The 11,382-nt window shown below is 71.4% G+C and carries 9 protein-coding genes and 1 tRNA gene; 5 read left to right on the top strand and 5 right to left on the bottom strand.

Annotated elements, in window-relative coordinates:
• Nucleotides 1-41 precede the first annotated feature (41 nt).
• Complete coding sequence (locus V8J36_RS12295; RefSeq protein WP_336467594.1) at nucleotides 42-647, bottom strand: LysE/ArgO family amino acid transporter; 606 nt, start codon at nucleotides 645-647, stop codon at nucleotides 42-44.
• 146 nt (nucleotides 648-793) lie between these two features.
• Here V8J36_RS12295 and V8J36_RS12290 point away from each other — a divergent pair, with 146 nt between their 5' ends.
• The gene (locus tag V8J36_RS12290; protein ID WP_336467593.1) at nucleotides 794-1,666 is read left to right on the top strand and encodes a LysR family transcriptional regulator ArgP; all 873 of its coding nucleotides are present in this window, start codon (nucleotides 794-796) and stop codon (nucleotides 1,664-1,666) included.
• Between the two features lie 71 nt (nucleotides 1,667-1,737).
• Here V8J36_RS12290 and murD read toward each other — a convergent pair whose 3' ends face one another.
• A complete protein-coding gene (gene murD, locus V8J36_RS12285; RefSeq protein WP_336467592.1) occupies nucleotides 1,738-3,150 on the bottom strand; it encodes a UDP-N-acetylmuramoyl-L-alanine--D-glutamate ligase in 1,413 nt (470 codons plus the stop codon).
• A 190-nt stretch (nucleotides 3,151-3,340) separates the two neighbouring features.
• Between murD and V8J36_RS12280 the strand changes: the two genes are divergently transcribed.
• Nucleotides 3,341-5,203 (top strand): acyltransferase family protein, encoded by a 1,863-nt coding sequence (locus V8J36_RS12280; protein ID WP_336467591.1) that lies wholly within the window; start codon nucleotides 3,341-3,343, stop codon nucleotides 5,201-5,203.
• Between the two features lie 15 nt (nucleotides 5,204-5,218).
• On the opposite strand, the gene V8J36_RS12275 is transcribed toward V8J36_RS12280, so the two are convergent.
• Entirely contained in the window at nucleotides 5,219-6,691 is a 1,473-nt protein-coding gene (locus V8J36_RS12275) for a sensor domain-containing diguanylate cyclase (protein ID WP_336467590.1), read from the bottom strand.
• A 144-nt stretch (nucleotides 6,692-6,835) separates the two neighbouring features.
• Entirely contained in the window at nucleotides 6,836-8,875 is a 2,040-nt protein-coding gene (locus V8J36_RS12270) for an ATP-dependent helicase (protein WP_336467589.1), read from the bottom strand.
• Between the two features lie 407 nt (nucleotides 8,876-9,282).
• Here V8J36_RS12270 and V8J36_RS12265 point away from each other — a divergent pair, with 407 nt between their 5' ends.
• On the top strand, nucleotides 9,283-9,456 hold the full coding sequence (locus tag V8J36_RS12265) for a hypothetical protein (protein WP_336467588.1): 174 nt from the start codon (nucleotides 9,283-9,285) through the stop codon (nucleotides 9,454-9,456).
• 97 nt (nucleotides 9,457-9,553) lie between these two features.
• Here V8J36_RS12265 and V8J36_RS12260 read toward each other — a convergent pair.
• A tRNA-Tyr gene (locus V8J36_RS12260) sits at nucleotides 9,554-9,637 on the bottom strand.
• A 169-nt stretch (nucleotides 9,638-9,806) separates the two neighbouring features.
• Between V8J36_RS12260 and rlmB the strand changes: the two genes are divergently transcribed.
• Nucleotides 9,807-10,589 carry a 23S rRNA (guanosine(2251)-2'-O)-methyltransferase RlmB gene (gene rlmB, locus V8J36_RS12255; protein ID WP_336467587.1) on the top strand — a complete coding sequence of 261 codons (783 nt, stop codon included), beginning with the start codon at nucleotides 9,807-9,809 and terminating at the stop codon, nucleotides 10,587-10,589.
• 74 nt (nucleotides 10,590-10,663) lie between these two features.
• Nucleotides 10,664-11,200 (top strand): YHS domain-containing (seleno)protein, encoded by a 537-nt coding sequence (locus V8J36_RS12250; protein ID WP_336467586.1) that lies wholly within the window; start codon nucleotides 10,664-10,666, stop codon nucleotides 11,198-11,200.
• The last annotated feature ends 182 nt before the right edge of the window (nucleotides 11,201-11,382 follow it).

Below are 11,382 nucleotides of genomic sequence, written 5' to 3'. Positions count from 1 at the left end.
CGCGCGGCGAAGACAATGCGGCAGATGCAGGCCCCGGCCCGTCAGCCCCCGAGGGCAAGCCCCAGCGCCAGCACCCACATCACCGCGGCGATCAGCCCGTCGAGCACGCGCCAGGCCCCCGGCCGCGCAAACAGCGGCGCCAGCAGCCGCGCGCCATAGGCAAGGCCGAAGAAGAACAGGACAGAGCCCGTCGCGGCCCCCAGGCCGAAGGCCAGCTGGTGCGGCGCATGGGAGGCGCCGACCGAGCCCAGCAGCACCACGGTGTCGAGCCAGACATGCGGGTTGAGGAAGGTGATCGCGGCCAGCGTCGCGATCACCGCCCGCAGGCTCTGGCGCGGGGCCTGCCCGGGGTCGAGCGCCTCGGCCCCCGAGAGCGCGCGCCTGAGCGCCAGCGCGCCGTAGCCCGCCAGGAAGGCCGCCCCCGCCCAGCGCAGCCCCGGCCCCAGCGCCGGCACCGCGGCGATGGGGCCCGACAGGCCCGCCAGCCCCAGCGCGATCAGCAGCGCATCGGCCAGCGCGCAGAAGGCCGCGACCGCGAAGACATGCTCGCGCCGCAGGCCCTGGCGCAGCACGAAGGCGTTCTGCGCGCCGATCGCGACGATGAGGCCGAGGCCAAGGCCCATGCCGGAAGCCGCCGATGTCCACATGATCCTGCTCCGTTCCTTGCCCAAGGCCGGGGGCGCTGCCCCCGGACCCCCGGGATATTTCTGCCAATGCGAAAACACAGGCGCGACATAGCGGACGACGTCGGATAAGAGAAATTCATCCATCTAAATCTGATGAAGTTTATCTTATGCTCGACTATACCCAGCTCGACACGCTTTCGATGGTCCTGCGCCTCGCCGGGTTCGAGGCGGCGGCCGAGCGGCTGGGGGTCACGCCCTCGGCGGTGTCGCAGCGGATCCGGGCGCTGGAAGAGCGCGTGGGCGCGGTGCTGGTCGAGCGCGGGCCGCCGGTGGTGGCGACGGCCGAGGGCGCGCGGCTCGCCGCCCATGCCGAAGCGGTGCGCCTGCTCGAGGCCGAGGTGCTGGCGCCCGCCGCGGGCGAGGACTGGCCGGTGATCCGGATCGCGGTGAATGCCGACAGCCTCGCCACCTGGTTCCTGCCGGCACTGGCGGGGATCGAGGGGCGGCTTTTCGAACTGGTGATCGACGACCAGGACCATTCCGCCGACTGGCTGCGCCGCGGCGAGGTGCTGGCGGCGGTGACCGCGCACGCGCGCCCGGTGCAGGGCTGCGACGCCCGCGCGCTGGGCGCGCTGCGCTATGTCGCGACCGCGAGCCCCGGTTTCGTCGCGCGCTGGTTCGGGGACGGCGTCACCGCCGAGGCGCTGGCCCGCGCCCCGGCGCTGGTCTTCGACCGCAAGGACCGGATGCAGGCCGACTGGGCGCGCGCCGCCACCGGGCGCGCGGTGGCATTGCCGGGGCACCGCATGGCCTCGTCCGAGGCCTTCGTGACCGCGGCGGAACTCGGCATCGGCTGGGGCATGAACCCGGAACCCATGGTCCGCGCCGCCCTGGCCGCGGGCCGGCTGGTGGCGCTGCGCCCCGACCTGCCGATGGATGTCGCGCTGCACTGGCAATGGTCGCGCCGCGCCGCCGGGCCGCTCGGCGCGCTCACCAAGGCGGTGCGCGGGGCGGCCGCCCGTTCGCTGATCGCCCCCTGACCCTTTCGGCTTGGCGAAAATACTCCGGGGGGGCCGCGGCACGCGGCGGGGGCAGAGCCCCTTTCTCGCCCTCAGGGCGTCTCGACCCCCGGCAGGGCGCGCACCAGTTCCATGAAGGCCTCGCCGCGCTTCTCGAAGTTCGGGAACTGGTCGAAGCTCGCCGCGGCCGGGGCCAGCAGCACCACCTCGCCCTCCTTCGCCTCGTCCGCTGCCCGCGCCACCGCGACCTCCAGCGTCTCGCAGATCTCGTGCGGGGTGTCGCCGATCTGCAGGGCGAAGTCGCGGGCGGAATGGCCGATCAGATAGGCCTTCGAGACCGACCCCAGATGCTCCCACAGCCCGGCAATGCCGCCGTCCTTGCCCAGCCCCCCGGCGATCCAGCGGATCTTGGGGAAGGCCTGCAGCGCCTTGGCGGCACTGTCGACATTGGTGGCCTTGCTGTCGTTGACGAAGCGCACGCCGGCGCGCGTGCCCACGGTCTGCGAGCGGTGCGGAAGGCCTGCGAAGCTTTTCAGCGCCTCTTCGATCCCCCGTGGCGCCAGCCCCAGCGCGCGCGTCGCCGCGTAGGCGGCGCAGGCGTTCTGGTGGTTGTGCGCGCCCGGCAACCCGGCGATCCCGCGCAGGTCGATCGAGGCGACCTGCCGCCCCTTGCGCCATTCCGACAGGAAGCCCTTGCGGGCGTAGACCGACCAGCCCTCGCCCTCGATCCTGCGCGCCGACGAGATCCGGATCACCCGGTCGTCGGCCGGGCCCATCGCCAGCTGATTGGCGAGATAGAGCCCCTCGGTCTCGTCAACGCCGATCACCGCGCGGTCGGGGCCGCCTTCCGCGAAGAGCCGGCGCTTGGCGGCGAAATAGCCGCCCATTCCGGCGTGGCGGTCGAGATGGTCGGGCGAGAGGTTGGTGAAGACCGCCACATCGGGCGTCAGCGCACGCGCGAGGTCGGTCTGGTAGCTGGACAGCTCCAGCACCACCACCTCGCCGTCCTGCGCGGGCTCGATGTCGAGGACGCCGCGGCCGATGTTGCCGGCCATCTGCGTGGGCCGCCCGGCCTGGGCCAGGATGTGATGGATCAGCGCCGTGGTCGTCGACTTGCCGTTCGAGCCGGTGACCGCGACCACTTTCGGCATCACGTCGAAATTGTCCCAGGCCCGGTCGGCCCAGCTGCGGAAGAACAGACCGATGTCGTTGTCGACCGGCACGCCCAGCTCCAGCGCCTTCAGGATGTGGCGGTTGGGTTGCGGGTAAAGATGCGGGATGCCCGGCGAGGTGACCAGCAGCTCGATCCCCGTCCAGGCGGCATCGCGCCCGAGGTCGGTGGTGACGAAACCCGCGGCCTCGGCCTTCTCGCGCGCCTCGGGGCTGTCGTCCCATAGAAGCGGCTCGGCCCCGCCCGCGACCAGCGCCTTCGCCGTCGCGAGACCCGAGCGCCCGAGCCCGAGCACCGCAACCTTCCGCCCCTCGAGGCCCTTCACCGGAATCATCGCGCCGCTCCCGTCCTGCCAGATCCGCCGGGGTCGCTGCCCCGCTGCCGCCGTCATAGCGCCCCGGGGCGGGCAAGGTCCACAGTCCCGCCCGATCCGTCCGCGTCCCGGGCTGTCCGAAAGAGAGACTTGGAGCGCCCCCGGCAGATGTGGCAGGGAAGGCCGGACGCAGCGGGACGGGAAGCGGGACTTGGCCGGCGGACAGCATCGGAGGGACATCCAGGGTCTGCGCGCGATCGCCGTGCTGGGCGTGGTGGTGTTCCATGCCTTCCCGCGGGCCCTGCCCGGCGGCTTCGCCGGGGTCGATGTCTTCTTCGCGATCTCGGGCTTCCTGATCGGCGGCATCCTGCGCCGCGACATCGCCGCGGGCCGGTTCGGGCTGGCCGAATTCTATCGCCGCCGCATGCGCCGGATCGCGCCGGCGCTGCTGGCGATGCTGGCGCTGACCGTCGCGGGCGGGCTGCTGGTGCTGTCGCCCGAGGCCCTGCGCGAGCTGGCCCGCACCGCCTTCAGCTCGATCTTCTTCGTCTCGAACGTCGATTTCTACCGCCACAGCGGCTACTTCGACCGCGCGGCAGAGCTGCGTCCGCTGCTGCACACCTGGTCGCTGTCGGTCGAGGAACAGTTTTACCTGGTCTTCCCGCTGGCGCTGGCCCTGCTGATGCGCCGCGGCGCGGGCGCGCTGGTGCCGGTCACCGCCGTCGCCGCGCTCGGGCTGCTGGGGCTGTCGCACTGGGGGATCGGGCAGGATCCGCTCGGCGCCTATTTCCTGCTGCCCTACCGCGGGTTCGAGTTCCTGCTGGGCGCGCTGGCCGCCTATCTGCCGCCGCCGCGGCCGCGGGCGGGCCGCGCGGCCAGCGCGCTGGGCCTTGCGCTGATCGTGGCGAGCCTTTGGCTGATCACGCCCGAGCATCCGTTCCCCGGGCTTTGGGCGCTGCTTCCGGCCGGCGGGACGGCGCTGGTGCTGCATGGCGGCCGGTCCGGCGCGACCGGCCTGCCCGACAGGCTTCTGGGCCATCCGCTGGCGCTGTTCTTCGGGGCGATTTCGTATTCGCTCTACCTCTGGCACTGGCCGGTCATGGCCTATCTGCGGATCCTGACCCCGGGCGAGCCGCCGGTCCCGGTGATGGCGCTGGCGCTGGCGCTGTCGGTGCTGCTGGGCTGGGCCAGCTGGCGACTGGTCGAGCGCCCGGCGATGGCGCTGCCGCCGACCGCCCCGATCCTGCGCGGGGGCCTTGCGGCGATGGTGGTGCTGGGCGCGGGCACGGTCGTGCTGCACCAGTCGGGCGGCTGGCCCGGGCGCTTCCCCGATGCGGCACGGGCCTATTTCGCCGGGGCGCAGGACTTCAGCCCTGACCGGGGGCGCTGCCATCAGGACGACGACAGCCGCCTGCCCTATGCGCAGGCCTGCGTGCTCGGACCGGCGCAGCAGGAGCCCGCGGGCACGGTGGATCTCGTCGTCTGGGGCGACAGCCACGGAACCGAGCTTGCGGCGGCGCTCGCGCAAGGGCACCGGCTGCGGCAGGTGACGGCCTCTGCCTGCCCGCCGGTGACCGGCCTCGACTTCCCGCGCCGCCCGCATTGCCGCAGCGCGAATGCGGCGCTGCTGGCGGATCTCGTGGCCGATGGCGCGGTGCGCAGCGTGGTGCTGGCGGTCAACCACGACGCCTATCCCGAACTGCCGGGCCCGGGTCTGGCCGAGGGGCTTGGCCGCGTGGTGAGCGCGCTGCGCGGTGCCGGCAAGCAGGTGATCCTGCTGGGACAGATCCCGGTGCCGGGCTTCGAGGTGCCGCAGGTCGCGGGCGCCCGGCGCGCGATCGGGATCGACCCGGCCGGGCTGGCCTTCGCGCCGGAGCGCTCGGCGGATTGGGACGCGGCGCTGGCCGATCTTGCCCGGGATCCGGGGGTGCGGCTGGTGGACCCGCGGCCGCTGCTCTGTCCCGCGGGCCGCTGCCCGGTGACCGCGGACGGCCGGGTGCTCTACTTCAACGCCACCCACCCCAGCATGGCCGGGGCCGCGCTTCTGGCGCGGGCGATCGAACCGCTGCTGTGAGCCGGGGGGCGCAGGTCAGCCGGCGGCGGCGTAGTGGTCGCGCTTGCGGCCGTACATCGCCCGGTCGGCGCGGCGCAGCATCGCTTCCAGCGTTTCGCCGGGCTGCACCGTCGCCGCGGCCATCGCCAGCGACATCGGCATGGTCGAATAGAACTGGTTGTTGACCTCGACCAGCCGGTCGAGCGCCGCCAGCAGCGTCGCGGTCTCCGCCGCATCGGCGCGGGGCATCAGCAGCACGAATTCGTCGCCGCCCACCCGCGCGGCGTGCCAACGGCTGCCGGCCGCCTCTTTCAGCACCTCGCCCACGCGGCGCAGCAGCGCGTCGCCCGCGTCATGGCCCCATTCGTCGTTCACCGCCTTCAGCCCGTTCAGGTCCAGCGCGATCGCCGAGATCGGTGCCACCTGCTGACGGGTCAGCCGGTTCAGCATGTCGATGTAATGGCCCCGGTTGTAGAGCCCGGTCAGCACGTCATGCTTGCCCAGATAGACCAGATAGGCCTCGGCCTTCTTGCGCGCGGTGATGTCGGTCAGCGAGACCAGCACCCGGCTCCAGTCGCCTTCGCGCCCCGGGATCACCGAGAACTGCATGATCGCGTTGCGCTCGCTGCCGTCGAGGGCGTAGTTCAGCACCTCGCGGCTGTGCACGAGATGGCCGTTCCACAGCTCGATCAGCTGCTCGCGGAAATGCGCCTGCATCCCGTCGCGGAACACCTCGTGCAGCCGGTCCAGCAGCACGTCCTGATCGGGGGCGCAGAACATCTCGAGCGTGGCGCGGTTGACCTCGAGCACGCGGATCTCGGACATGCATTCGGTGACGAACTCGGGATGCACGTCGGTGAAGACCCGCAGGTCGGTGATGCCTTGAAAGCGCAGCTCTTCCAGCATCTCGCGGATGCGGCTGAAATCCTCGACCCAGAGCGAGACGGGCGAATGCTCGAACAGGCCCTCGGCATACTGGCGGTTCACCAGCTCGCCGCGCAGCGCCTGCTCGCGCCGGGTCACGTCCTCGGCGGTCAGCAGCACCCGGCCGAGGTCCGCCTCGTGTCCCGGCAGCACCGCCGCGCGCAGCTGGATGTCGAGCCGGCGCCCCGACAGCGTGTAGTTCACCGCGGCGCTGGTGAAGCCCGCGCGCCCCTCCCACAGCTGGCAAAGCTCGCCGACATGGGTCAGCAGCATGTCGTCGCGGAACACCTGCCCAAGGTTCTCGACCAGATGCCCGAGGCTCTCGGCCTCGAACAGCTCGAGCGTGCGGGCATTGACGCGCAGCACCCGGATCCGGGCCGAGCACTCGGCGATGCGGCGCGGATCGGCCAGAAGATGCGCGCGCAGATCGGTCACGCCCTCGGCCCGCCAGCGATCGAACTGCGCCTTCACCCCGCTGAAATCCTCGAGCCACATCGACACCGGCGCGAGATCGAAGACCGCGTCGAGCTGCGCATCGGCCGCCGAGGCACCGGGGACGGCCCTCGCCGCGGAAATGGGGGTCATGTCGCGTCCCGGGCGCAGGGCCCGCTCCTGAACCGTCAAGTCCAGTCGTTAATATTGATTAATCAGCCGGGGGGAAGCCCCGCGCGTCCCGGCCCCGCAGTTGGCGCCGGAATGCGGCACCGCGGCAACCCTGCGGCCCGCGCGTCAATCCCACATGCCGCGCAGTTTCGCCGCGACGTCCAGCCGGGGCGGCGCGGGGACCGCGGCGGCGCCGGGGGCGAGGGGCGGCTGCCAGTAGACCTGCTCGAACCGGTCGAGCATCGGCGTCGGGATGAAGCGGGTGCGGGTGGCATACAGGTGGCGGTCGCCGCGCTTGGCCTGCTGGGTGACGTAGAACTTCAGCGGCACCCCGAGGCTGAGCGCATCCTTGGCCCGCGTCATCGCGACATAGAGCAGCCGGCGCTCTTCCTCGAGATCGGCGCTCTGCCCGGTGCCGAGGTCCGAGGGGATACAGCCATCGACCACGTTCAGCACGAAGACCGACTTCCACTCCTGCCCCTTTGCGGAATGGATCGTCGACAGGATCAGGTAGTCGTCGTCCTTCAGCGGCACCCCGGCGGGGGCGCTGGTCGCATCGGGCGGATCGAGCGTGAGGTCGGTCAGGAACGCCTCGCAGCCCGGATAGCCGGCGGCGATCTGTTCCAGCTGGCCCAGGTCGGCGCGGCGGAACTCTGGCTCGTCATGCAGGCGGTCCATCTGCGCGTCGTACCAGCTGCGCGCGCGCGACAGCGCCTCGGGCCAGCCGGCGCCCTCGGGCAGGGCCGCGACGAAGCCGGCCCAGTCGGTGCTGCGCGGCGGGGCGGGCAGCGTGCGCAGGGCGGCAAGCGGCGCGGGGCTCGCGTCCAGCAGCTTGAGCACGCGGCGCGCGGCGACCGGTCCCACGCCCTCGACCAGTTGCAGCGCGCGGAAGCCCGAGACGCGGTCGCGCGGGTTCCGCGCGAAGCGCAGCAGCGCCATCACGTCCTTCACATGCGCCGAATCGAGGAACTTCAGCCCGCCGAACTTGCGGAAGGGCACGTTGCGGCGGGTCAGCTCGACCTCGATCTGGCCGGAATGGCTTGCGGTGCGGAACAGCACCGCCTGATCCATCAGCCGCTGCCCGGCCTCGCGGTTGGCCAGCACCGCATCGACGAAGGCGCGGGCCTGGTCGGCCTCGGACGCGACCGTCACCAGCCGCGGCAGCCGTGCCGAGTCGCGGTCGGACCACAGGTCCTTGGTGAAGCGTTCGCGCGAGGCGCCGATCACCGCGTTCGCGGCGGCCAGGATCGGCCGGGTCGAGCGGTAGTTGCGGTCAAGCGTCACCACCTCGGCCCGCGGCGCGAAACTGGCGGGAAAGTCGAGGATGTTGCGCACCTCGGCCGCGCGGAAGCCGTAGATCGACTGCGCGTCGTCGCCCACCACGGTCAGGCCGCGCCCGTCGGGCTTCAGCCCCAGCAGGATGCGCGCCTGCAGCCGGTTGGTGTCCTGATATTCGTCGATCAGCACATGGTCCCAGGCACCGCCCAGATGGGCCGCGAAGGCCGGGTCGTCCATCACCTGCGCCCAGGCCAGCAGCAGGTCGTCGTAATCGAGCACGTTCTGCGCCTGCTTCGCCGCGACATAGGCGGCGAAGAGCCGTTTCAGTTCGGCCTCCCAGGCCGCGCACCAGGGGAAATGGTCGCGCAGCACACCGTCCAGCGCCTCGCCCGAGTTCACGCAGCGCGAATAGATCGACAGGCAGGTGCCCTTGGCGGGGAAGCGCGCCTCGGTCCGCGAGAGGCCGGCCTCGTGGCGCACGAGGTTCATCAGGTCGGCGCTGTCCTCGCGGTCGTGGATGGTGAAGTCGGGATCGAGGCCGATCGCCGGCGCATGGTCGCGCAGCAACCGGGCACCGATGGCGTGGAAGGTTCCCGCCCAGTCCAGCGCCGCGGCCAGCGCCTCTTGCCCGGTGGCGCCGGCGACGATCCGTTCGACCCGGCGGGTGAGATCGGCGGCGGCGCGGCGCGAGAAGGTCATCAGCAGGATCCGCCGCGGATCGGCGCCGTTGACCAGCAGATGCGCGACCCGGTGCGCGAGGGTCGAGGTCTTGCCCGACCCCGCCCCCGCGATGACCAGCAGCGGCGGCGGCACCCTGCCCGGGGCCACGCCGAAGGTGACAGCCGCGCGCTGGCGGTCGTTGAGCCTGTCGAGATACGCCGTGGTCATGCCTGTGCTCCGCGACCTGTGCCCGGTCGTTGCCGGAAGCTTAACGAAGCCGGAACACAAAGGGAACATGAACCTGCGCGGACCTGTCGCCGCCAAATTTTTTCCACGCGCGGCACCGCCGATGTCCTGTGACGTAGCGCGCGGGCGCGATCCGGCGTAGGCAAGGGCAGGCTTTCATTCGGGGGGATGTCGGTCATGCAGTCCCGTGTGTTCTGGAACCGTGCGTTTCTGGCCTATGTCGCGGCAGCCTGGATCGGCGCCGCCTACAAGCTGGCCCAACTGCTGCTGCACTGAGCGCGCTGCGCCTCGCGAACCATCCCGTTCCGAAACAATCTTCTCGCAGGGCATGGTTTGGCGGACTTCTCGCGCTAATTCACCGACGGTGTGACGGAGGAGGAGGAGATGCCATGAAGGACGAGAAAATTGCCGTGCCACGCGCGTCTTCGGGCGCTGGCAAGCCTGCGCCGGAACCGCTGCGCCCGCAGGACGAGCCGCATTGGTGGCTGATGAAGCGCAATGCGATGGCGCTGCGGCGCGAGTTGTCCGAAACCCGGCGGCGTCCCAAGCTGAACGACGCCTGATCCGCGCGCGCCACTGTATCTGGCGGCAGGACTGAAGGTCTTGTGGGGGTTTACTCCCGCCTCGGCGGGCCACCATTCCGGTCCTGAAAGGGGGGAATGGTGGGCGACCCTGGAATCGAACCAGGCATGGGTCTCCCCGGCGGAGTTACAGTCCGCTGCCGCACCTTGCAGCACGTCGCCCGACGCTGGCGGCGGAATATCGGAGCCCCCCAAGGGCGTCAAGCGGGTTTTTCCCGCTGCCGCAGCGGCAGCCTGTTCGGGTCGATGAGCCCCGCCGCGCACCGGGTGCCGGCCCCGGGCGCCGCAGCCCGGGCATTGTGCGCCGCGCGCGAACCGGCTATCGCGGAGGGATGAAAAAGCCGACCTGGGTCATCGACAAGGAACGCGCCAAGCGCAAGGCAGAGGCCGAGACCATCTGGCTCTTCGGCATCCACGCCGTGCGCGACGCGCTGGGCAACCCCGCACGCGAGAAGCTGCGGCTGGTGGTGTCCAAGAACGCGCAGGACCGTCTCGCGACCGAGATCGCGGCCTCGGGGATGGAACCCGAGATCGTCGATCCGCGCGTCTTCGACCGCGCCGTGCCGCTGCCGCCGGAAAGCGTGCACCAGGGCGCCGCGCTCGAGGTGAAGCCGCTGAAATGGGGCCGGGTCGCCGATGTCTGCATCGACGGGGCTGGCCTGCCGCTGGTGGTCATGCTCGACCAGGTCACCGATCCGCACAACGTCGGCGCCATCCTGCGCTCGGCCGAGGTGTTCGGCGCGCGCGCGGTGATCGCGACCGCCCGCCATGCCGCGCCGGAGACCGGGGCGCTGGCCAAGACCGCCTCGGGCGCGCTGGAACGCCAGCCCTACCTGCGGGTCACCAACCTGTCGGACGCGATGACCGAACTGCGCGAGATGGGCTACTGGCTGGTTGGCCTTGCCGGCGAGGCCGAGACCGAGCTGGCCCCGGCGCTGGCCGCGGCCGGATCGCGCCCCGTGGCGCTGGTGCTGGGCGCCGAGGGGCCGGGCCTGCGCGAGAAGACCCGCGCGACCTGCGACGTGCTGGCGAAGATCCCCTTCGCCCGCGATTTCGGCTCGCTTAACGTCTCGAACGCCGCGGCCGTCGCGCTCTACGCTGCCGCCACACGATAAGGTGTAGCGTCGCGGCCCTTCCGAAGGGCGCCCGGCGCTGCCATCTTTCGCAGCGAGCCCGCAAGGAGACCTTCGTGACCGCTGCCGCCAGCCCCGTGATGCCCCCGTTCCCGTCCCTGCCCCGCCCGCGCCTGCGGCGGTTGCCGCGCAGAACGACGCAGGGCCTGCACACGCTGCTGGCCGCGCTTGTCTGCGCCCTGTCGCTGTCGCTGGCGGTTCCGGCGCTGGCCAAGTCCAAGCACTATGCCGCGACCGGCGGCGTCGCGATCGGCGGCTACGACCCGGTCGCCTATTTCAGCCAGTCGGTGGCGCAGCCCGGCGACGCCGGCCATGCCGTGCGCTGGCGCGGCGTCACCTGGTATTTCGCCACGCCCGAGAATCGGCAGGCCTTCGAAATGAACCCGGCCGGATTCGCGCCGCAGTTCGGCGGCTGGTGTCCGGTGGCGCTGGCCGCGGGGCGGCTCGCGGCCGGAGACCCGGACCTGTTCCGCATCCTCGACGGCAAGCTTTACCTTCTGGAAACCCCTGAAGCCGCTCAGGTTTTCGAAGCGACCGCGCCAGAGACCATCGGCAAGGCCGCCGCCGGCTGGAAGGCGATTCCGCGCAAGTAGCCGGGCGGCGCGGGCCCTGCCCCATCCCCGGATCGCGCGCAAGTCACGCACCGATAACAAATTTGGGATGGTGGCTTTAACGCCACAGAAACCGCGCTATATTCATAGCAGGAAGACGGCAACGGAACTGTCGTGTTCTCTTCACTGTCCCTCGTTCCGCCACTTGCGCCCGGGCCTGTCCC

The organism is Frigidibacter sp. MR17.14, from assembly GCF_037095735.1.
Classification (GTDB): Bacteria; Pseudomonadota; Alphaproteobacteria; order Rhodobacterales; family Rhodobacteraceae; genus Frigidibacter.
Note: the sequence above shows the minus strand (reverse complement) of the source record. Positions and strands in the feature narration are given on the sequence as shown.

What these genes read in the sequence shown, in the direction of transcription:
- rlmB (WP_336467587.1), top strand. Translation starts at nt 9,807, where the DNA reads ATGAAAAAGCCGACCTGGGTCATCGACAAGGAACGCGCCAAGCGCAAG.
- V8J36_RS12295 (WP_336467594.1), bottom strand. Translation starts at nt 647, where the DNA reads ATGTGGACATCGGCGGCTTCCGGCATGGGCCTTGGCCTCGGCCTCATC.
- V8J36_RS12270 (WP_336467589.1), bottom strand. Translation starts at nt 8,875, where the DNA reads ATGACCACGGCGTATCTCGACAGGCTCAACGACCGCCAGCGCGCGGCT.
- V8J36_RS12275 (WP_336467590.1), bottom strand. Translation starts at nt 6,691, where the DNA reads ATGACCCCCATTTCCGCGGCGAGGGCCGTCCCCGGTGCCTCGGCGGCC.
- V8J36_RS12265 (WP_336467588.1), top strand. Translation starts at nt 9,283, where the DNA reads ATGAAGGACGAGAAAATTGCCGTGCCACGCGCGTCTTCGGGCGCTGGC.
- murD (WP_336467592.1), bottom strand. Translation starts at nt 3,150, where the DNA reads ATGATTCCGGTGAAGGGCCTCGAGGGGCGGAAGGTTGCGGTGCTCGGG.
- V8J36_RS12290 (WP_336467593.1), top strand. Translation starts at nt 794, where the DNA reads ATGCTCGACTATACCCAGCTCGACACGCTTTCGATGGTCCTGCGCCTC.